Here is a 22,487-nt window from a genome sequence, read left to right as displayed (position 1 = left end):
TCAACATGCATTATCTCTCGCATCGATTTTCCATCAGTCACATATGCCTGCTGTTGCTACTTGCCTGCAGCGTGGCTTGCAACAGCCCATTTACGCCCAAGCCCAAAGGCTATTTTGAAATTGCTTTTCCAGAAAAGAAATATCAAACGTTTGACCAGTCAGGCTATCCCTATGCATTTGAGTTACCCGTATACGCAACTGTGGTAAAAGATTCTACCTTCTTTGATAGCACGCCAGAAAATCCATGGTGGATCAACATCGACTTTCCGCAATTCAATGGCCGCATCCATATCAGCTACAAAGATTTGCGGCAGTCAAATTTTGATAAACTTGTCAACGATGCTTTTAACCTCACTTATAAGCATACCAGCAAGGCCACGGCTATTGATGACAGCGTAATGCACACCACCAATGGCGTACACGGTGTGTACTTTAAAGTAGGTGGCAATGCTGCTACCGCCAATCAATTTTTTGTAACAGATTCTACCCGCCATTTTTTGCGGGGCGCATTGTATTTTGATGTAACCCCCAACGAAGATTCACTGCAACCAGTCAATGATTTTTTGAAGCAAGACTTGCTGCACATGATTGAAACCTTTCGCTGGAAAAACAATTAACCGAACCAACTACTGCTATGATAGCTATTGATAACAAACTGGTGAGTGATGAACTGGTAGAAGAACAATTTGTATGCGACCTGGTAAAGTGTAAAGGCGGCTGCTGTGTAGATGGCGACGCTGGTGCGCCACTGGACAAAGAAGAACTAGCTCGTATTGATGAAGTATTTGATGCCGTGCTGCCCTACCTGCCTGCGCATCATGTAGCTGAAATCAACAAGCAGGGCCGCTATGTATACGACCGCGAATTTGGTTGGGTAACACCGGCCATTAATGGTGGCATTTGCGTGTACGCCATTACCGATGCGGCAGGCATTGTAAAATGCGGCATTGAGCAAGCTTATAACGATGGCAAAGTAACCTGGAAAAAACCCATCAGCTGTCACCTGTTTCCCATACGTATTCAGCAAAGCAAAAACGGCGATACAGAATACGTAAACTACGAACCCCGCGAAACCCTGTGCAAGCCTGCCTGTAAGCTCGGCAAGAAGCTGAAAGTGCCCGTGTATCAGTTTTTAAAAGAACCCATCATCCGCAAATACGGGCAGGATTTTTACGAAGCGCTGGATGCCGTAGCGCAGGATTATTTTGAGATACAAGGGAAGTGAGAATGACATTTGGCAATTCGCTGTTAGTCATTTGCTTTCAGCTTTTCGACTAAGGATTTTCGTTTGAGATTTTTTTCGCACAGAGCTCTGGAGAGCACAGAGGAGATTGCCTTCAGCAATGATTGGCATTTTGCTTTCTGCCTTTTGCCTTCAGCCTTTTTCGCTTTCGGCTTTTCCCCTTCTCCCCCTATTTTTGCAGCAAATCATTCCGGTCATGAAATTTCCATTTTTTGCTACCACCATCCTCATCACCATTTTGTGCTTCATGATGCTCATCAAAAGCATCGACTATGGTCAGGGTTGGGCAGTAGCACTCAGCATTGTAGGCCTGCTCACTTTTGCTGTGCTGAGCATTATTTCTATTTTCTACGAACTGCGCAAGCACGAAAGCATGAAGGGCGACCACGGTCACCACTAATGCCAGCAAGCCCTGCTGCTGCGTAGGGCTGTTGTTTTCTTTTTCATCACCGTTTTTACCGTTGCTGCATGGCCGATACTGCTACCAAGGCTGATGTGCATGCCTCCACCGGAGGAGCCGCTGCATTTATTGCCCGCAGCACTGTAAAAGCTGCCGACCTCGATCACCGGCGCAAAATCAACTTCAACATTGGCAAATACAATGCGGCCGTGCCCAAGGGCAAAGCCCAATTTGCCGAGCTGGAGCTGGCCCGCCAATTGGCCAAAAACCGCAAGTGGCAGGCTATAGAGCATCTCGATGAAAGCCTGCTGCAGTTTGAAGCCAAGTTTACTGCCCGGGGCGGCAAAGTGATTTGGGCCGAAAACAGTGCCCAAGCCTTAGATGCCATTTTGCAAATTTGCCGCGAAGCTAACTGCCGCACCGTGGTGAAAAGCAAAAGCATGGTGACAGAAGAAATTCACCTCAATGCATTTTTGGAAGGCAACAATATCGAGAGCATCGAAACCGACCTGGGTGAATACATACAGCAACTGGACGGCGAACCACCCTACCATATTGTAACGCCAGCCATGCACAAAAGCAAAGAAGATGTAGCCCGCCTCTTTGCCAATAAACTGGGCTGCGAGCCCAACCTGAGCCCCGAGCAGCTTACACAAGTAGCCCGCTACAAGCTCCGCCAAAAATATGTGCAGGCTGAAGTAGGCATCACCGGTGCCAACTTTATTGTAGCCGATACTGGCAGTATTGCCCTGACCGAAAATGAAGGTAATGCCCGCCTTAGCTGTGCTTTTCCCAATATTCACATCGCTATTGTGGGCATCGAAAAATGTATTCCTTCTATACACGATTTACCGCTGTTTTGGCCCATGCTCAGCACCTATGGCACGGGGCAAAAAGTAACGGTGTACAATAGCCTGGTGAGTGGCCCACGACAAAGCAACGAAAGTGATGGCCCTACACAGATGTTTGTCATCTTGCTCGACAATGGCCGCACCAACCTGCTGGCGAATGCACATAGCCGCGAAGCGTTGTATTGCATCCGCTGCGGCAGCTGCCTCAATGCCTGCCCCGTATACAAAAATATTGGCGGCCACAGCTACCTTACTACTTACAGCGGCCCCATTGGCAAAGTAATTACGCCATGGCTGCAAGGCATGCATGAGTACAAACACCTGAGCTACGCCAGCAGCCTTTGTGGCAACTGCACAGCAGTTTGCCCCGTACGCATCAACCTGCACGAACTGCTGCTGCACAACCGTCACGAGGCAGTAACCCAAGGTGAAAGCAAACTCAGCGAACGCCTCGCCTGGAAAGCCTGGAAAACTGCCAGCCTCAGCCGCACCATGATGAACATGGGCAATGGTTCACTTAAAAACAAAGTGGTCAACGGCCTTTTCAGCGATTGGAAAAAGCAACATGCGCCGCTGGATTTTTCTGCCAAAACCTTCAACCAAATGTGGAAGGAGCAGGAAGGTAAATAGTGTAGTTATCTGAGCTACTGCTGTTGCAGAGCGTTACCGTTTTCCTAAAATAAATTTTGAAGCAGCGTTTGCATATTGGCCCAATTATTGGCTGCGTTAGTGTGCTATTGATTGATGTGAAAAACAGCCTACACTATGCGCTTCAGAATGCTTCATTTGGGTGGCCTGCTGGCCTTTGCTACCCTGCAGGTTTCTTCTTTCTCTACCAGCTCAGTATTATATCTGGTGGTAGACAAAAGCGAGAACACCATAACGTTGTACGACCAATCGGACTGGCTGGTACAATGGCCCTGCACTTTTGGCAACAACGACATCAGCGACAAGCTGTACCAAGGCGACCGCCGTACGCCTGAGGGAAGGTTTAAAATAACCAGTAAGTACCCGCATAAAAAATGGAACAAGTTTATGCGGATTGATTACCCCACCAAAGAAGACTACGCCAAGTTTGAAGCCCGCAAAAAGGCCGGCATTATACCCGCAAATGCCAAAATAGGGGGCGACATTGGCATACACGGCACCTGGCCCCACGAAGAGTGGGCGGTAGAAAACCTGCAACCCTGGACGCAAGGTTGCATTAGTATGCGCAACGATCATTTGAATGAGTTGTACCAAATAGTACCTGTGGGCACATCGGTAGTCATAAGGCAGTAAACAAAAAAGCGACCTCAAATGAGGTCGCTTTTTTATGTGTTTGCCAATGGCTTAGTTCTTCTTAGCTGGAGCAGCTGGCTTAGGAGCTGGCTTCGTTTCTTCGGCCGGAGCGTTGGGGTCAACGGGCAGTTTGATACCGAGTTTCTTAGCTACCAGTGGAATCAGGTTGTCGGCAGGAGGCGCTTGCCATAAAGTTTCACGCTTGAAAACATACGTGTATTTGCCTTCTGCAATCACTGCCTGAAAAGCATCCAGCACTTTGTTGAGGTAAGGAGCCATCAGTTCTTGCTGCTTGGCTTGCATTACCTGCTGGCTGTACTGCTGCCAGTTTTGCAACTTGTAGTAGCGCTGAATTTGCTCTTGCTGACGCTGTTGGTACAAACGGGCAGGCATTTTGGCGCTATCTGCTTTCAGGGTGCTGTCGAGGCGCTGCAGTTCTTCCAGTTCAAACTGGTATTCAGGATTGAGTGAATCTCTTTCGAAAGTTTGCATCAGTGAATCTACTTTCTCAATACCGGGCATTTGACCCAGTACATATTCCAGATCGAAGTAGCCGAATTTGTTCGGGGTAGTTTGCGCAGCTGCCTGCTGAGTTCCGGTTACCATAAAGCCGAGCATGGCCACTGCAACCACCAATACTTTTTTCATGCTTGAATGTTTTTCGTTTTGTTTGGTTTTTTTAAGAATGTTAGGACTTCACACCCAATTCACGAAGTACATCTTCGCTCTTGTCCAGTTTTGGGTCGGCAAATATAACAGTAATGCCTTCACTTTTATCCAGTATAAAATCATACGAACGGGCTACAGCCAGCTTCTGTACTGCCGTATACACTTTATCCTGTATGGGTTTGATGAGCTTTTGGCGTTCGGCAAAAAGGTCGCCTTCAAAACCAAAACGCTTCTTTTGCAAATCCCGTACTTCCTTTTCTTTATTAAAGAGTTCGTCTTCCCGCTTTTTGATGAGCTCTGGGCTCAGCATTACTTTTTCTGCTTCAAAATTGCGGTACATGGTTTCGAGCTCCGCTTGTTTGTTGTCAATCTCTTTTTGCCACATATTGGCCGTAGCATCCAGTTTCTTTTTGGCTTCGGCATACTCCGGCATTTTGTCGAGTATATAGCGGGTATCAATAATGGCGTAGCGCTGTGCTATGGCCGATACGGCTGTGGTAGCAATGATGGCGAGTAGTACAAAAAGTTTCTTCATGGCAAAAGATTATAGTACATGAAAATAAAGATTGCAACGCTGCTTTGCTGTTAAAGCCTCGCAGTTTTTGCGGGGGTTATTGTTGATACGTTTCACCTGCAGTAAAAGGGTTAGCAAAGCGTTAATAGCCAGCGGCCATTGTTTATTATTCCGGTTCGAAGCCGAGCATGAATGTGAAGCGGGTAGCATCTTTCAAGCCGTTGCCCGGTGTAAGGCGGTCGAGGCCAATACCGTAGTCGAAGCCCAGCAAACCAAACATCGGCAGGAAGAAACGCATACCCAAGCCTACACTGCGGCGCAGTTTGAAAGGGTTATAATCCTTCATGCTGTACCAACCGTTGGCAGCTTCAAAAAAGCCGAGGGCAAAGATGGTGCTGCTGGGGTTGAGGCTGAGCGGATAGCGAACTTCGGCCACATACTTGTTGAAGATGGTGAAGTAGCGGCTGGCTCCCTGCTCGATCGGGGTTGATTCTAGGATCGCTGGTTTGATATACCGGATAACCACGGTGTGCCACCACATCAAAACCAATGAGGGCAAACTGGTTGCTCAGGCCCGCATCGCCCACCTGAAAGCGTTCGAACGGCGATATTTCCAGGTCTTTGTTGTAGCGACCAATGAAACCATATTTGGCAGCCAGTTTCAACACCAGTTGCTTATTGCGTTCGGCCCCATGCGGACGGCTAAGCGGCACATACCACTCGCCATTGAAACGCCATTTGTGAAACTCAATGAGTTTGTAGCGATCTTCTGGTGTGTTGTACACTTTCGATTTGCCCCACACACTCCATGGCGGTGTAAACTGCAGGCTGGCGGTGAAATTGCTACCGCTGCGGGGGAACAATGGCTGGTCGATACTCGACCGCTGCAAAGCAATTTTGAAACTCAGGTTGTTGCTCACCCCATTGCGGAAGTCTTCGAAAAACTGGTAGTCTTTCAGTGTATAACGAGAATAGCTTACAGACGTGAGCAGGCTGAAGAAGTCATCGGGCCACTTGAGCTGACGACCGAGGGCCACGCTGGCACCGGTAGTTTTAATGTACGATGATGGTGTACGTTCATACTGGCCGGTGAGGTAGTTATAAGCATTAGAAAACTTGGTATCGAAAACGCTTACAGTAAATGAATTGCGCTTTTTGCCGCCCAACCATGGCTCGGTAAAGCTAAAGTTGTAGCTACGGAAGGCTCGGCCATTGCTCTGCAAACGCAGGCTCAGTTTTTGGCCATCACCACTGGGCAGGGGATCCCAGGTTTCCCGCTTCATAATGTTTTTGATGCTGAAGTTGTTGAAGGTTACACCGAGGGTACCTGTCAAACCAATACCGCCACCCCAACCGGCACTCAGTTCCAGCTGGTCGCTTGATTTTTCTTCTACACTATAATTAATGTCCACCGTACCATCACTCATGTCAGGCACGGGGTTAATACCAATCGTTTCCTGATTGAAAAAGTTGAGGTTGGCAATTTCACGTTGGCTACGAATCAAATCGGTACGGCTGAACTTTTCGCCGGGTATGGTACGCAGTTCACGACGAATGACGTATTCCTTCGTTTTCTCATTACCACTGATGTTGATGTTTTTGATGGTAGCCTGCGGACCTTCAAACAAACGGATTTCGTGGTCGATGGTATCGTTGTAAACAGATGTTTCGTTGGCTTCGGCACGGAAGAACAGGTATCCATCATCCATGTACAATGCACTGATATCGGTACCGCCACCATCGGCACTCATTTGCTTACCCAGCGATTTATCGAGGGTTTCTTTGTTGTAAATATCTCCCTTCTTAATGCCCATGAGCACACGCAGCAATGAGTCGGAGTATTTGGTATTGCCCCGGAAAATCATGTTGCCGAAATAATACTGTCGGCCTTCACTCATCATTACTTCCACATTCAGGCTTCCCTTGCTGTTGTCGTAGATGGTGTCTTTTACAATACGGGCATCGCGGTAGCCAAGGGTATTGTAATAGTCCAGAATTTTTTCGCGGTCTTCTTCGTATTTCTTGGCATCGAACTTGGCGCTGCTAAAGAGTTTAAAACGGAAATAAGGATCCAAATTGTTTTTGATAACCGTTGGTTGCAGGAAGCCCTGGTTTTCCAAAATCTTTTCGATGCTTACAGTTTCTTTTTCTGCCAGCAGTGGCGTGTCTTTGGCAGGATACAGGGTAATACGGGTCATTTCTTTCGTACCCTTCATTTGGCGCTTCACCCGCAGCTCAGGCACCTGTGCATTGCCACCGATATAGATGTCGCCCACTTTTACCTTTTTGCCCTTGTCGATATCAAACACCAAATCGGAAGCATTGGGAACGGTAGGGCTGGGCAATTCGGCCACTTTTACCTTGATGTTGCGGAAGCCTTTTTCCTGATAGTATTTTACAATGGCATCAATGGCCAGCTGTTTGTTGTTTTCCGTTACAATGCGGCCGGCCACCAAACCCGATTTGGTTTGCAGGTCTTCTATGTCGCCTTTTTTTACCCCTGTAAACGTAAACTTTTGCAAGCGGGGGCGTTCCTGTACTTCAATTTCGAGGTGCAGCTTGTTGGGCTTTTCGAGGCGGGTAATATAAATGGTGACATTGCTGAAATAGTTCTGCGACCAAAGGTTATTGATGGTACGGCTAAAATTATCGCCACCGGGAATCACAATTTTGTCGCCAACATTGAGGTTGGCAATAGACAGCAGCAAAGCGTTGTCAAAGTATTTATTGCCCGTCACTACTACGGAGCCAACAATGTATTCTTTGGGTGTTTTTTGCTGAAAAATGTTTTCCAGTTCCGGGTCTACCGATACAGCAGTGGTATCCTGTGCCTGTACCGCCACGGCACCAAACATCATCAATACAGCCAGCAGGCAGTACCCGCATTTATTAAAGGACATGCAACAAAAAGGTTTCAGTTGGTTTATCGCTTGCGATCAAAGACGGCAAATTACTGGCTTTGATGGTAAGTCAATGTTAAAAGGGACGTATCAAAAGTATGTGTCGGTTTCAGCAAAACGATTGCGGTACAAGGGTTACAGCGGGTCGTTGGTTATTTGAGCACTGGTTTTGCCAAAGCGGCGTTCCCGGTTTTGGAAATCGAGAATGGCTTCGTACAGGTGCTTTTTTCTGAAATCGGGCCAGCGTGTGTTGGTAAAGTACAGCTCTGCATAGGCCAGCTGAAACAGCAAAAAGTTGCTGATCCTGTATTCGCCCGAGGTTCTGATCATCAGTTCCGGGTCGGGGTACTCGCTGGTCCAGAGGTATTGCTGCAAGGTAGCCTGGTCTACTTCGGCGGCTTTCAGGCGGCCGGCTTCTACGTCGGCAGCTATGTTGCGTACGGCATTGACCAGCTCCCAGCGGCCACTATAGCTCAGGGCCATAATGAGGTTGAGACCGGTATTTTGCCCCGTTATTTCCAGGCTTTCATCCAGCTCCTTGTTTACGGCTTCGCTCAGCATTCGGCGGTCGCCTATTACGTGGAGTTTAATATTGTTTTTGTTCAGAGTTTCGGTTTCTCGGCGAATGGTGTCTACCAGCAGCTCCATCAGGCCGTTTACTTCGTATTCGGGGCGGTCCCAGTTTTCGGTGCTGAAGGCATAGAGGGTAAGGTATTCCACGCCCAGCTCAGCACAACCTTCCACAATGTTGCGTACACTTTCTACGCCGTGAAAGTGCCCAAAGAGCCGGTCTTGGCCCTGCTCCTGCGCCCAGCGGCCGTTGCCATCCATAATGATGGCAATGTGGCGGGGAAGCCGTTGCTTGTCTATTTGCGCTTCAAGATGCTCCATGCAAAGGAATTGGTTGCCTTAAAAATGTGTGCAAATGTAATGTGTAATAGGTGCGGTAGCGTAAGCAGCGGTAAGTTAATATGTGACCGGCCAGCAGCAGGGGGTAGCTTATGTAGCCATCTTGTATTACATTGCGCCCCATTCTTTCAAAAAATCGACACATGGATTATAACAGAATTATTTCGGTAACCGGCCTCGGCGGTTTGTTTGAACTGGTTTCTTCTAAAAACGATGGCGCCATTGTAAAAAGCCTGGAAGACGGCAGCACCCGCTTTGTGAGCAGCCGTGTTCACCAGTTTTCGCACCTCGAAAGCATTGAAATTTATACCGTGCAGGACAATGTGAACCTGGTAGAAATATTTCAGGCCATGGACAAAGCCGGCACCAGCCTGCCCGACACCAAAGACAGCAAAGCACTACGTGGCTACTTCGAAAAAGTATTTCCCGACATGGACTTTGAACGGGTATACGGCAGTGACATGAAGAAAATGGTGAAGTGGTTTGGCGTACTCAAGGCCGCCAATGTGGAGCTGAAACTGAGTGTAGCCGAAGCGCCTGAAGCCGCAGAAGAACCGGTAGCGGAGCCTGCTGCTGAAGTAGCGGAAGCACCGGCACCAGCAAAAAAAACAACCCGTAAGAAAAAAGCGGCTGAGGAATAATCAGCAAATAAGAATTCAATCAGAACCGGCTTCGGCCGGTTTTTTTATGCCTGCGCCGCAGCGGGAAGGTTTAATAATGCCGTGGCATTGGCCATAGCATTGGTGGTCGGCAGCGAAAGATTTGTCAACCTGTCGCCCACATCTATGCGATGTTCGATCGAGGCCTTTGAGGTACCACTTGTCGTAGTAGCGCAGCAAAATGGCAAAGCAACCGCGGATGTCTTGCTCCAGCAGGCATTGAATGGCGTTTTTCGCTTCCAACCCACCCAACCGTTTTTGAATGCGGATGATGGCATTCACCAGTTTTTCAATATCGCCTTTGCCATAATCTTTGACGATGTAATCGAGGCGTTCTTCAAAAGGAATGTCGAGGAAATACAAAGGAGCAGACCGCATTTTTTTGAAAAAACCAAAGGGCATGTTGACATCGCCAATGCGCTGGCTTTCGTCTTCCATCCAAATGGTACGGCCCTTGGCTGCAGCCAGCGCCATAGCCAGTTTGTTTTCAAACATTTCCTGCGAAGGCTGCGGCGGCATGTTGATGTTGCCAAAGGCTGAACCCTTGTGGCTGGCCAGTCCTTCCAGGTCAATGATGTATTCTCCCCTACTGGCCAGGGCATGCAAGAGCTCGGTTTTACCACTGCCAGTGTAGCCGCCAATAATGTGCATGGCATGCGATGCATCCAACTGTTGCAGACACCAGTGCCGGAACGATTTGTAACCGCCTTTAATCGTGTAGACCTCAAAGCCATACAAATCGAGCAGCCAGGCCACACCCGCACTACGCATACCGCCCCGCCAGCAATGCACCACTATCGGAAAATCTACTTCTTCTTGTCCTTTGCCTTCAGCCTTAAGCTTTATGCTTTCCGCCTTCAGCTTTTCCACTTCCTCCACCATCTTCACCATCTTCGGACCAAAATATTTCAACCCTATTTTGATGGCTTTTTCGCGGCTCTCCTGTTTGTAAGCCGTGCCCACCACTTTGCGTTCGTCGTTGGTAAACAAAGGTATCGAACGAGCACCCGGTATGTGTGCATGCTCGTATTCGCCGGGGCTACGCACATCCAGCAGCAAGCCGTGGCTATACTGCTGAAAATAATCGGATATGGAAATGGAGCGAATCACAAATAGGACTGCGTTATGCTTTGGCTATCAAGGCACCATCCTGATAGACAGGCAGCACATTGGCTATGTCGTGGGTGATGCACCACTCCATGTCTTTTTCCAAACCATAGGATGCCAGGCGATGGTAGTGCGTGGTTTGTTTGGTATAATTCCAGAGGTCGTCTTTTACGGTAGTGTACAGTGTTTCTGCCGCCAGGCTGGCATCGCAAAACACCTGAAAATGCTGGCGTACACGGCTCACTACGGCTCCGGCAAAAAGGCTGTCTTCCATGTTGACACGGTCTTTCCATGCAGCGCAACCGAGGGATGACGTTTTTACCACTGGCCACCAAATGATTGCATACGGCACTCAGGTTGGCAAAGGCGCCGGTGATGACTTCGGTGGCACCGTTTTTCAGCGCCATGTGCAGCAGGCGGGTACCGTTGGTGGTGGTGAGCACCAGGGTTTTGCCGCCGATAAAATCCTGCGGATACTCCAGCGGCGAATTGCCATACTGCAGCCCGGGGGCAATTTTACCATCCCTTTCACCGGCGGTAATGGCGCCCAGCTCTTCGCCCAGTTCAATGGCACCGGGCACACTATCTACCGGAATAATTTTGGTAGCGCCATTGTGCAAGGCGGCCGCAATGGTGCTGGTAGCCCTGAACACATCAATGACTACCACTATCGAATCCTTCACATCGTACAAATGCAACAACGATGGTGAGAGGCAGGTATACAACGTAGGTTTTGCTTCACTCATAGGGCGCAAAGATATTGGTTGAGGGCCGATGCCGCGGTGATTGCTCTGTGCAGCATGATTTGTCTTCGCCCTTGTTGGTCGCCTGACCAACAAAAAGCTATGCCATTTCAAAGTTGGTACGACGGCAAATTTTGGCAGCTGCTGTGCGGCCTCATGTTTCGGAATGCTGCGGGCAGCTATATTGCACCCCCAATACAAATCGCATGAAAAAAAGCTATCTGTCCATTTTCTTGCTGTTGTTCTTTGTTTCCGTCCATGCCCAGTTGCGGATCGGCATACAAGCAGGTGCCCATAGTGCCAGTGTGCAGCAAAACATGGCCACAGTTTCCAACAAAGCACTGGTTGGTTTTTCGGCTGGGGTAGATACCCGCATAGAATTGGGCAAACGCTTTTCGCTGCATCCCGGCCTCAACTATGTAGTGAAAGGCTACCAATACAAGGAAGCGAAAAATGACATAGGCGAAACCTACAAAACCGATGGTGAGCAAAAAATTAATTACCTCGAAATGCCCATTGTGGTTGCTTACAATGTACCGTTGAAAAAATATACGTTGAGTATTGGTGCCGGGCCGGCATTGGCTACAGCATTATCGGGTTACTATAAAGAAACCAATGTGTTGCTGGGCCAGTCTTTTACCATCAAAGAAGATCTTGAATTTGGGATGTACAACAATACCCAGCTGAAAGGGATTGACTGGGGAGCACAGCTGCAATTGGCCATCACCCTGCCCAAAGGATTTTTTGCCAAGCTCTATTACACGCATGGATTGAATAATTTGGGCAATGGTGCCGAAACGACTATTCAGCAGCAAAACGGACAGGTAATACGCCAGCCAAGGGATGAATATTTCAATCGGAACATGGGCGTGATGATTGGATATTTTTTTGGCAAGTAGAGGTTATTAAGCATTGTTGGTCTGGCGACCAACAATGGCGAGGTGCCATTTCATCATCGCCAGCAGAGTATTGCAGTGTTCCTATTGCATGTCCTTTTTGTCTTGATACAAAAAGGACCAAAAATCCCGATAGCTATCGGGACAAGACCAACACGATCCCTCCGGGCTCCCGATAGCCATCGGGATGGCCGGGCCTGCTCCTACCTCTGTGCAGTACTGTTTCCGTATCCTCCCCTTATAACATTGTTGCTCGGTAACTTAATAACAGAATAAAAAATCGCTGTCCTTAAATTAGAGTATTGAATTTACCATTAGTAATATTTCCATTTAGAAATGATGTATAGTAAAATCCATTATTTACTCCTCTTTTTGGGGTGATTAATGTTCATTGTCATAACCAAGAGTCATCGAAAAAACGAATACTCTCAATCAATGACAGTTCTACAGCTTTCCTGCAAACCAATACTAAATCTATTTTGGGTATTCAAGACAATTATGCAACAAAAGACACTTTTAGTTTAATCATTCAATACATCAATAAATCTGAGCTTGACAGTGCTTTGTATTTCTTGAAAAAATTTCCAATGGATACCTTGACCTACAGTGTCTATTCTGGCATAGAGCCCGAAAATAGAAAAGACCTCAAAATGAATTATCTGGTTTATAGATATGAAGAGGCTTTACAAAATTTGCCAGCTAGTTTTTTGTCCAGTCTCCAAGTCGTTGGGTATGAAGATGAAAATTCTCCTGTGAATTTGCATTATATAGAATTTTTATACTTACGGAACTTAGAAAAGCCCAGTAAACAGCTTGCGCTTACTATAATTGACTCTTCAAATGCGACTTTGAATGCAGTTAAAGGTGAGCCATTGCGATTGGAATTTATAAAAGCCAATGCTTATGAGACCTTGGGAGAGTATGAAAAGGCCATAAATACTTATGAATCTCTATTGGCTTTCAATTATTATCCGTATCAATCTATTCGAGCCCTGATTCGAATTTGCACTATGCAAAAGCAACTAACGAAAGCAGCATCCTTCATTCAGCTTTATGGTAAAAGATATCCAAACGAACCATTAATTGAAAGGATTAGTTTCAGAAGTGCAGAGGATTCTATCATAAGGGAGATAAAAAAAGCGGAGTCGTGCAACAGACAAAGAGATTATATAAAAGGGATGGCATACTTGGCTCAACATTGGCTTTTTACAAAGCAATATGCAAAGCTTGATGAATTTCTCGATTACTATTTTGAAAACCTAAATACTCAATTGCGAGCAGATGAGACAGTGCTTTACCAACGTGGTGTTTGCTATGATTTAAAAATGAAACGCCTTTTTATACAAAAACGATACAATGAGGTTTGCGAATTTGCACTATTGAAACTTACCGAAAATTCGGTTGTACAAATTGCGAGTGAAAAGGAATTTAAGGAATATGTACGTGCCATCTATAAAGAATACTCTGGTAAAAGCCCTGCAGAATTTGAAGCATTTTTTGCTAGTAACTTTAAAAAATGTATTTAACTCTTGTCATTGCTGCCCACCAATCAACAATGGCAAAAAACGCCGCTCCGATACGGAACGGCGCTGCAGCGGCCTAAGGGTGTAGGTGGTAAAAGATGACGGCAGGGTGGTATCAGGCCGTTTTTTTGGTGAGCAGCAAAAACTCTTGCGCCACCACTTCGGTAATGAATTTTTTCTGTCCGTCTTTATCGGTATAGCTTCTGTTGACCAATTTGCCTTCCAACGCTACTTCGCTACCCTTGGTCAGCAACTTTTCAACCAGCTCCGCCGTTTTGCCCCAAGCCACTACTGTGTGCCATTGGGTATCGGTTACTTTTTCGCCCTTGTTGTTTTGATAGGTTTCGCTGGTAGCAATGCTCATGCGGGCCATTTTGTTGCCATTGTCAATGGCTCTTACTTCCGGATCTTTTCCCAGGTTGCCAATCAGTTGTACTCTGTTCTTCATTGCGTTCATAACGGTTCAGTTTTTGTGTGATGAATGTTTTTGTTTTGCTACTGCTGTTGTTGCAGCGTTGACAATGCAAAACTGTAACCGCCGCCAAACCCAAGTCGGCATTTATCCGTTTACTTCCGTATGTATCCGTGTATACCCGTGTGTACACGGATTTTTTTTACTATTTTGAAGCATGCAACCCACACTTAAACAATGCCTTAGCTGCGGCAAGCCCATCAAGGGGCGCATCGACAAAAAATTTTGCGACGACTACTGCCGCACCCAATACAACAACCAACTAAAGGCGGAAGACACGGCTGTCATCAAAAAAATAAATGCCGTGCTGCGCAGCAACCGCCGCATACTCGAACGCCTGATACCTGCCGGCGAAGAGCTGGGCAAATGCCCGAGGCAAAAGCTGGTGGATGCGGGTTTCAATTTTCAATATTTCACCCACCAGTACAGCAACAAAAAAGGCAATGTGTATTGCTTTTGCTACGAGTATGGCTACCTGTCGTTGGAAGGCGATTGGGTGCTGGTTGTAAAAAGGGTAGAAAAACAGCAAGGGTAAACCGAAGTCTACCCTTGCTTACAATTTTTGTTTTATTGCTTCAAGAAGCTGAGTGTTTTTCTTTCTTCCGGCGCCAGCAAAACCAGCTTGTACATGCCTTGCGGCAAATGTGCTACCTGCAATGAGAGCTGGTTGCTGCCTGCTGCCAAACTGCCTTGCATGAGCACGGAGCCTGTACTGCTGACTACTGTGTATTGCAGCGGCTTACTATACGCTTTCGACAAGCGAAGCGTAAGCATACCCGCCACAGGATTGGGCGCAATGCTGGCCACCAATGCAGCCGGTTGTACCTGCAACATTTGCACTGCTGAGTAAGTAAATGAGCCGTCACTGTCTACTTGTTTAATACGATAGTAATTAGCTCCTTCTGTTGGTTGCTGGTGAACATAACTGTATGTACGTGATACAGTGCTATTGCCTGCTGCTGGCAGCTGTTGCAAAGCTGTAAATACCTGGCCATCGCGGCTGTGTTCTACTACAAAATGACTGTTGTTGGTTTCACTGGCGGTAGTCCATTGCAAATGGCTTTCGCCATTGAGCAAGCTGGCTTTGAACGACAACCAGGTAACAGGCAAGCCGCCACCAAAACCATTGCTCACCGTAAACGGACTGAAGCTGCTGTAGCCTGCCTGAGACTTGCTGTAACGGCCCACTACAGAATCGGTGCCGGCAATGCCTGCTGTACCAAGCTGCCAGTTGCCCGCCGTGTAGTGTGCTGTGCGACTTTGGCTACGATCGAAGCCGCTCAGTTCATGCGGCGCAAACCAGAACATTTCTATGGTTGCATTGCTGCCACCGGGCACTTGCTCTTCTATCAGCCAGGTGCGGTTTACACTGCCGTTGATGATGGTATCGCCACTGGTACCATTGCGCAGCACGTAAGGCAATACACGTACATTGAAATTGTCTTGCACACCAGCGTTGCTGATTTTTACAAAGTTGCTGCTACCAATGCTGGTACCCACAGGGAATACATTGCTGGACTTGTTGTTGTTGATGCGTAAACGTCCGGTGCCGTTTGTGACAATGAAATGCGCTGTATCTGCATTCAGGATATCACCATTCACTGTGAGGTCAAAATCGCCGAGCAACAATTTGCCACCAATCCAACCAGGCACATCATCAGGCAATGCCATCCGCATGTCCAGATTGCCATTCACTGTGAGGTTGCTGCTGGCACTACCAATGGTGCTGAATGGCAACGTTGCACTGTTGTTCAACACATCAAATTCAACAGGGCTGCAGTTAACGATTTCTGCTATCACAGTACCACTCGTTTCTTCAAACAACAGCTTCTTGCTCACCTGCATATTGGCGCCGTTGTTCAACGAGAAGAATACACTGTCAATGGCCACAACAGCATCGCCGGCATCGAGTATGGTATAGCGTACCCAGGCACTGCCGGGCTGTGCGCCTTTGTTCTGTACGGTCAGGCTTACCAGCACACTATCGCCAGCTTTGAAGCCCGATGGATTGAAGCGCAACGGCCGCAAGCCCATCACCGCCATATCTGGTGCGTCGCCTACAATCATTGCACGGGTAGCTTCGTTGTTGGTTTCGTTTTCTTCACTCACTACATTCTGCGGATCGGCTACAATCTTCATGATTTTTACACCGGCAATGAGGGATGAATATTGCGCCGAAGCGGCAACAGTCGTATCCTGACCGGGCAGCAATGCATTGAAAGGAATGTCATTGCCCAACTGAATATTGTCGACATAGAAACGCAACACAGAAGCCGCTGATGTACGATTGCCCACATTCTTCACCGTACCCACCAGCGAAATCTGCTGACCCGGATTGGGGTTCAATGCTGTTGGTGAAATGTATTGCGACAAGACTTCAAGGTCTTCTTTTACATCTGTCACCAATACATAGAAGTTACTGCTGTTGTTGGCTTCGTCTGCTTCGCAAATGAGATTGGCAGAATCTGTTACCACCCGTACAATGGCATTGCCCACCGTGTTGAAGCTGTAGGTAAACGTAGCCACGGCCGGGAAGAATTCTCCCGCTTTAATGCTTGGGATAATGGCTTCACCAATCTTCACATTGTTGTATACAAACATCACCGGCACATTGCTGATGTCCCTGTTGCCCACATTGCGTATGTACGCATTGAAGGTTTTGCTTTGATTCACCCTTACCCTACTGGGATTGCCGGCGCTGCCAAACTCACTTGGTTTTTGCGTAGGATTGATATCACTACCCAGCTTCACCAGCTTGCTGTTGTTGGCTTTTGTGCTTTCTATGATAGCATTGTTGATATCAGCAATCACGTTGATATCTATGGGACAATCTTTATCCGCTGTGGTCACGGTAAACAAATCGGATGTCACCACGATTTCGGTATTTTCACCTATGCCTGCTACAGCAATATCATTGCCGATAGCCGTACCGCCAGCTGTAAAGCGAACTGCAAATGCGCCACCAGCAATACCTGTGTTTTTCAGTGTGGCTTTGAAGCGAACCTGTGTGCCTGGGTTCAACGCAGTAGTAGCCGGTTCTACATTGGTAACACTGATATCAGTTGCAGGAACTACAATCGTAACTTCAAACACGTTATTTGTTTCAAGCTCTTCAGTCACTGTTCCTAAAGTATCTGTTACAATACGGATGCGGTGTGTACCAACAGAAAGTAAAGGACCACTGTACACAATATTTCTGCTGCTGCGTTTGAGCAATGAAGCCACGGTAATTTCCTGCAACAGTTGCGGCGTTCCGGTTACATCCAGCACCCTTACCACATGCGAACCCGCATCTGCACAGTTGTTGTTGATGTCGTCGAACGCAAAGGTTCTGTAACTGGTTTGACGGAAATTGCCAATGGTTAAATCAGGCAGGTTGGGCGCCACAAACACACTGGTAGTTGTGGTGTTGCTGATAGGCTTCATCTCACCCCGATAGAATGGCGATTCAATTTGGAAGTACTCATTGTACACGTAATTGTGCACCACAGTTACCACATGTGTACCTGCTGAAGACAGGGGCACATTTACCGGAATGGTTTTCACTTCGCCCGGTACTGCTGTGGCTCCGAAAATGGGATCTTCATAACTGAAATAAGTATCAATCAACACACCATCGAGGAATACTTTAATGGTGTCTTTGAAAATGCGGTCCTGGCTGTTCCAGAAGTTCGACAAATCTCTCGACCGATAGGTGACGGTAACATTTGCCTGCACAGTATTGCCTACGGTATTGGCGCAAGGATTGCCGGTAGCTACAAAGCTGGCTTGCACACCACCTGATGATGGCGGCGGCACACAGGCATTGGGTGCAGGGCAGGCAATAGCAATGGCTCCTGTAAACAAGCTGCTCGTAAATGTAAAGTCTGTTACACTCACAGTGTATTGCAAGGTGCCTCCACAAGCAGGGTTTTCTATCACCAAACGATAGTTGCCATTGGCATCGGTAGTAGTGATATACAGCCCGGTACCTGTGTTGATGGTTACTTCTGCACCGGCTACATTGGTGGCGATACTAGTTCCGAAATACACAGCGTTGCCACTAATGATTAACCGCAACGGGCAGGTCTGCAATTGCGCCGTTGAAGTAACGGTAATACCTCCGGGCAAAATGGGTCTGCCTACAATCACCGGACGTATGGCATAGTTGTTCAGCACATTTGTTTCATTCAACATATGATTAGGATCGGCCCAAACTTTGATGGGATAGAAACCATCCACTGCAAATGACATGGTTTTGGTAACCGTGCTGATGCTATACGGGCTGACTGTAGGAATAATAGCGCTGTCCAACACAATGGTATCTCTGTAGAAATACACCGGTACATTGCTGCTGGTAAAGGCGCTGTTGTTGGTAATCTTCGCTGTTACCACAAACGATTCGCCCGGCGCAGGATTGGCTTTGCTAAAGCTGATGTCATTGGCAAACAATTTCAGATCGAGTAGTTGGAAAGTAACCACAGGGCCGGCAATGTAATTGCTATTGACCGTAGTAGCCTGATTGCCCAAGGCATCTTTGGCAAAGAAGCGATAGCCCATGGTATTGCTATAGCTATTGTAGTTGGCGGTATAGCTATACACTACGCCCGTTACATAATCGTTGCTGCTTCCCTCTTTCGTCATGCTGAAAATACCTTCTCCTGCATCATTAAAATCCTGGTCGCCGTTGAGGTCGATGCCTATTTGAGGTTGGTTGGCAGCAGGTGCATTGTTGTCTGCAGAACTGTACACCACTTTATAGGTGTAAGTACCTGTTTGGCCAGCGGGCGGATTGACACCTGTGGTGCCGAGATAAGGTGCAGCCTGCACAAAACGCAATACAGGGGGTGTTGCTGCAATGTATCCCGTACCTGTAAGCGTGGTGGTAACAGAATCGGGGCCGCCAGTGGCAGCTTTAATCTTGAGAATGCTGCTGTATGTTTCTACAGCTGTGGGCGTAAATCTAACAGGAACAGTAATGGTAGCTCCCGCTGCAATACTGGTGCCGGCAGTGAATGTGGGTGTGAATGCCGCATCGCTACTGCTCACTGATTGTAAAGTAATGGCTACATTGCCGGTATTGCGCAGCGTAAAGTTGTACGTACTGTTGCTGTTTACTTCTATTGTACCATAGTTGCGGCCGGTAGAAGGTTCTATTGTCCATGCATTGATGACACCCAAACCTGTACCTGTCAATTCTACCACATACTGTCCAGCGGTTGTTTCCAGCGTTACTCTGTTTTGATACGGTAATACAGCCACTGGCGTAAAGCTCACCGGAATGGTAATGGATTGGCCGCTGTTGATGGTCAGCGGTGCTACAGCTGTGCTGGCAAATGCGCCGCCAACACTAATGCTGTTGATGGTTTGCGTAGTGGCACTATTGTTGGCGATGCTGATGTTTTGTGAAACACTGGTAGTAACCGGCACATCGCCAAAACGAACAGTATCGGGCTGCACCGTTAATGTGCCCACTACAAATGATTGTATGTTGCGGATGCTCCAAATGCCAGCCGCATCACGGGTACGCAAAGCAAATAGGTGTTTGCCTAATGACAAACCGCTGGTATTTACCGTTACGTTTACATTAGGCACGGTAGCAGCTGTGGCAATGGTTACAGGTATTGCATTGCCATTGCCAGGATCCGTATCAATAAAGTATTCGGCAGCAGTGATATTGGCCGAAGCTGCAGGTGCAGATGGATATGCTGGATCATTGGCAATTTCTACCACAAACTCACGTACGTTACTAACACTCCATTTGCCATCCGTACTCTTGGTACGAATCGCCAATTTATATGTACCTGGCAATAGTCCGTTGGTATTTACTGCCACATTGATATCTGCCAATTGGGTAGCAGCACTTACGGTTATGGGTGTGCCATTGCCAAAGCCGGGGTCGGTATTGATGAAATACTCAGCGGCACTAATGTTTTGCACAGCTGCTGGTGCATCCGGATACAATGGATCGGAAACGATTTCTACTACAAAGCGGGCACGGTTGGTAATGCTCCATATGCCTGCCGCATTTTTTGTACGCAGGAACAACTCGTATGTACCAGGAATCAACGTTGATGTATTGATGCTGGCAAGTAAGCTATTGATATCCGTTGCTGCGGTTACAGGAATAGCCGTTGCATTTCCTGCACCGGGGTCGGTATTGATGAAATATTCGGCGGCAACAATATTGGACACTGCAGCAGGTGCAGCCGGATAAACGGGATCGCTGTCTACCACAAATTCGCCTATCTGTACAATGCTCCAATAGCCGCTGGTGTTTTTACTACGAATAAACACCCGATGTACACCACTACTCAAACCAGTAGTGTTGATACCTGCAATGATATTGCTTACATCATTGCCAGTAGTAAGTGTAATGGCAGTACCATTACCAAAGCCGGGGTCGGTATCGATAAAATATTCGGCCCCATTTACAGGCACCATTACCGGCGCCGAAGTGTATGCTGGGTCTGCATCCACCAAAAACTCACCCACATGGGTGAGGCTCCAATGGCCAGTGCTGTTTTTAACCCGTATGTACACCCGATGTATACCATTGCTCAGACCGGTAGTATTAACGGTTGTAGTAACGTTTGACAGATTGGTGCCAGGTGTAATCGTAATAGCAGTACCATTTCCAAAACCCGGATCGGTATCTATGTAATACTCCGCCACAGTAATGTTGAGTAACGCTGGTGCAGCACCGGGATAGACCGGATTAAAATCGTACAAAAAATCACTTTGCTGTGTGATGCTCCATTGGCCATCGGCAGCTTTGGTTCGAATATACAAACGATGTACGCCATTGCTCAAGCCAGTGGTATTGGCAGCAAATACAAGATTTGCTATATCGGTAGCAGCGGATACAGCTATGGCAGTTGCACTCCCAACACCAGGGTCAGCATCAATAAAATATTCTGCGGCACTGATGAGCGGCCGTGCAGCAGGTGCTGCAGGATAAGCGGGGTCTTGTGCATAAGCCCGCCATATACAGCTCAGCATCATCAAAAGGAGTACACATTTTTTCATGTGTGGTAGTTTTCAGGTATTTCAATGTTGGGCATTGCCCTGCAAGGGTTTGCAGGCAATGCGCAGTAGGTTGTTGCAGCGCATCGATATAGGCTGCGCTGCAACAATGGTGTGCACGTGTGTGCAAGAAAGCAGTTCAGACCTGCTCACCATGTTTACTATTCAAAACTTGTAACTCCCTAGTTGTTGCTACGGGTGCTGAACGTAACGTTCATCGTATTGCTGCCCGCAGGAATAGAAATGGGAACCGTTAATGCATAAATGCTGGGAATATTGGGAATACCTGATAATTTGTAAGGATCGGTAGCGCCAAAAGCACCGCAGTCTGGTGTGGTTACTGCACCTACTGTAAGGCCGGCGGCAATGGCGGGAGAGCCTGACTTCAATGCAAAACGAGAGTCGATGCTACCCGTAGTTCCACCCACATAAACATTGGTCATGTTCACATTAATCTGGTTGTTGGTAGCTGTGGGCGGCAAGGTTTGGTTGGCCTGAAACAAATTGTTTTTAATAGTGCAATTGGTAAATGCAATGTTGGGGCTGGTGCCAAAAATATTGTTGGCTACATAGCAATTGCTGATAGTGCTGGCCGCACCCACGCCACTAAAACTATTGTTGCGGAAAATATTATTACTTCCTGTCAATCCTGGCAAACTCAGGTAAGCAAATGTGCTATAGAAAATATTGTTTTCACAAACGAAATCTGACAACGTATTGGCCGTATTGGCTTCAATACGGGCATTATTGAAAAAACATTTTCTGATTGTTACTGCACTAACAGCTGTAGAAGGGAAAAAAACACCAGTGCCAATGAAACATTTTTCCAATGTGATATTGAGCGGGCTTGGATTGGCATTAAATCCAGCAGAACCATTGAATTGAACGCCAATGCATTTTGACCCATTACTACCAGTACCAAAAGTGAGAGAAGATACCATGCCGGGCATAGTGCTGGCTTGCAAACCGGTATTGCCAGGGTAGGAAGTGTTGGCTGGATCGTGAAAGTAGCCGAGCCCAATAATCACCAATCGTTTGGTAAGGGTAGCACTACCATAATCTGTTGCACTCGCTTCGAGGTGTATGGTATCGCCCGACACTACACTGGCATTGGTAACGGCAGCGTTGATGTTGGTAAAATCGGCAGTAACGCCGGCGTTGTTGTTCAATCGCCAGATTTTGGCAAAACTCAGTTGGGGCATGGTGATGGCGGCCAGCAATGCGGCGCCTGCTACAATCTTTCTCATGGTTGGGGTATGTTTTGAAAGTTTTTAAATGGTGCCACAAGATGAACCTTCACCCAGCGTTCTTCAAT

The 22,487-nt window shown here is 47.4% G+C and carries 19 protein-coding genes and 1 pseudogene; 9 read left to right on the top strand and 11 right to left on the bottom strand.

Translation table 11 applies throughout. The annotated features are described in order from the left end of the window. Positions 1 to 5 precede the first annotated feature (5 nt). The 5 genes from gldD (at position 6) to GLV81_RS01705 (ending at position 3,775) form a co-directional block, all read left to right on the top strand. Positions 6 to 617: a gliding motility lipoprotein GldD gene (gldD, locus tag GLV81_RS01725; protein ID WP_157476289.1), complete on the top strand. Its 612-nt coding sequence runs from the start codon at positions 6 to 8 to the stop codon at positions 615 to 617. A 17-nt stretch (positions 618 to 634) separates the two neighbouring features. Next, positions 635 to 1,225, top strand: a complete 591-nt coding sequence (locus tag GLV81_RS01720; RefSeq protein WP_157476287.1) for a DUF3109 family protein — start codon at positions 635 to 637, stop codon at positions 1,223 to 1,225. A gap of 214 nt (positions 1,226 to 1,439) precedes the next feature. Continuing rightward, positions 1,440 to 1,643 (top strand): hypothetical protein, encoded by a 204-nt coding sequence (locus GLV81_RS01715; RefSeq protein WP_157476285.1) that lies wholly within the window; start codon positions 1,440 to 1,442, stop codon positions 1,641 to 1,643. 68 nt (positions 1,644 to 1,711) lie between these two features. Next, complete coding sequence (locus GLV81_RS01710) at positions 1,712 to 3,124, top strand: lactate utilization protein B (RefSeq protein WP_157476283.1); 1,413 nt, start codon at positions 1,712 to 1,714, stop codon at positions 3,122 to 3,124. Between the two features lie 135 nt (positions 3,125 to 3,259). Then, positions 3,260 to 3,775 (top strand): L,D-transpeptidase family protein, encoded by a 516-nt coding sequence (locus GLV81_RS01705; protein WP_157476281.1) that lies wholly within the window; start codon positions 3,260 to 3,262, stop codon positions 3,773 to 3,775. 51 nt (positions 3,776 to 3,826) lie between these two features. Here GLV81_RS01705 and GLV81_RS01700 read toward each other — a convergent pair whose 3' ends face one another. The 5 genes from GLV81_RS01700 to uppS all read right to left on the bottom strand — a co-directional run bounded on the left by GLV81_RS01700 (position 3,827) and on the right by uppS (position 8,749). Further along, the gene (locus tag GLV81_RS01700) at positions 3,827 to 4,423 is read right to left on the bottom strand and encodes an OmpH/Skp family outer membrane protein (protein WP_157476279.1); all 597 of its coding nucleotides are present in this window, start codon (positions 4,421 to 4,423) and stop codon (positions 3,827 to 3,829) included. A 40-nt stretch (positions 4,424 to 4,463) separates the two neighbouring features. Continuing rightward, complete coding sequence (locus tag GLV81_RS01695; RefSeq protein WP_157476277.1) at positions 4,464 to 4,979, bottom strand: OmpH/Skp family outer membrane protein; 516 nt, start codon at positions 4,977 to 4,979, stop codon at positions 4,464 to 4,466. A 145-nt stretch (positions 4,980 to 5,124) separates the two neighbouring features. After that, positions 5,125 to 5,394, bottom strand: coding sequence for a BamA/TamA family outer membrane protein (locus GLV81_RS19785; protein ID WP_246186179.1), 270 nt, complete (start codon positions 5,392 to 5,394; stop codon positions 5,125 to 5,127). Further along, the gene (locus GLV81_RS01690; protein ID WP_246186178.1) at positions 5,327 to 7,858 is read right to left on the bottom strand and encodes a BamA/OMP85 family outer membrane protein; all 2,532 of its coding nucleotides are present in this window, start codon (positions 7,856 to 7,858) and stop codon (positions 5,327 to 5,329) included. Before GLV81_RS01690 ends, GLV81_RS19785 begins: the two co-directional genes overlap by 68 nt. 135 nt (positions 7,859 to 7,993) lie before the next feature. Then, on the bottom strand, positions 7,994 to 8,749 hold the full coding sequence (gene uppS, locus GLV81_RS01685) for an undecaprenyl pyrophosphate synthase (protein WP_157476275.1): 756 nt from the start codon (positions 8,747 to 8,749) through the stop codon (positions 7,994 to 7,996). 161 nt (positions 8,750 to 8,910) lie between these two features. On the opposite strand from uppS, the gene GLV81_RS01680 reads away from it, so the two are divergent. Further along, complete coding sequence (locus tag GLV81_RS01680) at positions 8,911 to 9,408, top strand: DUF5606 family protein (RefSeq protein ID WP_157476273.1); 498 nt, start codon at positions 8,911 to 8,913, stop codon at positions 9,406 to 9,408. Positions 9,409 to 9,423: 15 nt separating this feature from the next. Here GLV81_RS01680 and mnmH read toward each other — a convergent pair whose 3' ends face one another. The 3 genes and pseudogenes from mnmH to GLV81_RS20970 form a co-directional block, all read right to left on the bottom strand. After that, positions 9,424 to 10,536: a tRNA 2-selenouridine(34) synthase MnmH gene (mnmH, locus tag GLV81_RS01675; protein ID WP_157476271.1), complete on the bottom strand. Its 1,113-nt coding sequence runs from the start codon at positions 10,534 to 10,536 to the stop codon at positions 9,424 to 9,426. Between the two features lie 13 nt (positions 10,537 to 10,549). Next, complete coding sequence (locus GLV81_RS20975; RefSeq protein WP_281350761.1) at positions 10,550 to 10,807, bottom strand: 2-phosphosulfolactate phosphatase; 258 nt, start codon at positions 10,805 to 10,807, stop codon at positions 10,550 to 10,552. A 97-nt stretch (positions 10,808 to 10,904) separates the two neighbouring features. Beyond that, positions 10,905 to 11,279: pseudogene (locus GLV81_RS20970) on the bottom strand (2-phosphosulfolactate phosphatase); the annotation flags it as partial. A 203-nt stretch (positions 11,280 to 11,482) separates the two neighbouring features. Here GLV81_RS20970 and GLV81_RS01665 point away from each other — a divergent pair. After that, positions 11,483 to 12,175: a porin family protein gene (locus GLV81_RS01665; RefSeq protein WP_157476269.1), complete on the top strand. Its 693-nt coding sequence runs from the start codon at positions 11,483 to 11,485 to the stop codon at positions 12,173 to 12,175. Positions 12,176 to 12,651: 476 nt separating this feature from the next. Further along, the gene (locus tag GLV81_RS01660) at positions 12,652 to 13,698 is read left to right on the top strand and encodes a tetratricopeptide repeat protein (RefSeq protein WP_157476267.1); all 1,047 of its coding nucleotides are present in this window, start codon (positions 12,652 to 12,654) and stop codon (positions 13,696 to 13,698) included. Between the two features lie 112 nt (positions 13,699 to 13,810). Here the strand turns inward: GLV81_RS01660 and GLV81_RS01655 are convergent, their stop codons facing one another. Continuing rightward, entirely contained in the window at positions 13,811 to 14,152 is a 342-nt protein-coding gene (locus GLV81_RS01655; protein ID WP_157476265.1) for a single-stranded DNA-binding protein, read from the bottom strand. Between the two features lie 172 nt (positions 14,153 to 14,324). On the opposite strand from GLV81_RS01655, the gene GLV81_RS01650 reads away from it, so the two are divergent. Continuing rightward, a complete protein-coding gene (locus tag GLV81_RS01650) occupies positions 14,325 to 14,702 on the top strand; it encodes a DUF2116 family Zn-ribbon domain-containing protein (protein WP_157476263.1) in 378 nt (125 codons plus the stop codon). 32 nt (positions 14,703 to 14,734) lie between these two features. On the opposite strand, the gene GLV81_RS01645 is transcribed toward GLV81_RS01650, so the two are convergent. Next, the gene (locus GLV81_RS01645) at positions 14,735 to 21,175 is read right to left on the bottom strand and encodes a CARDB domain-containing protein (protein WP_157476261.1); all 6,441 of its coding nucleotides are present in this window, start codon (positions 21,173 to 21,175) and stop codon (positions 14,735 to 14,737) included. A 179-nt stretch (positions 21,176 to 21,354) separates the two neighbouring features. Continuing rightward, positions 21,355 to 22,419: a hypothetical protein gene (locus GLV81_RS01640; protein ID WP_157476259.1), complete on the bottom strand. Its 1,065-nt coding sequence runs from the start codon at positions 22,417 to 22,419 to the stop codon at positions 21,355 to 21,357. Between the last annotated feature and the right edge of the window lie 68 nt (positions 22,420 to 22,487).

This window comes from Phnomibacter ginsenosidimutans, assembly GCF_009740285.1.
GTDB lineage: Bacteria > Bacteroidota > Bacteroidia > Chitinophagales > Chitinophagaceae > Phnomibacter > Phnomibacter ginsenosidimutans.
Note: the sequence above shows the minus strand (reverse complement) of the source record. Positions and strands in the feature narration are given on the sequence as shown.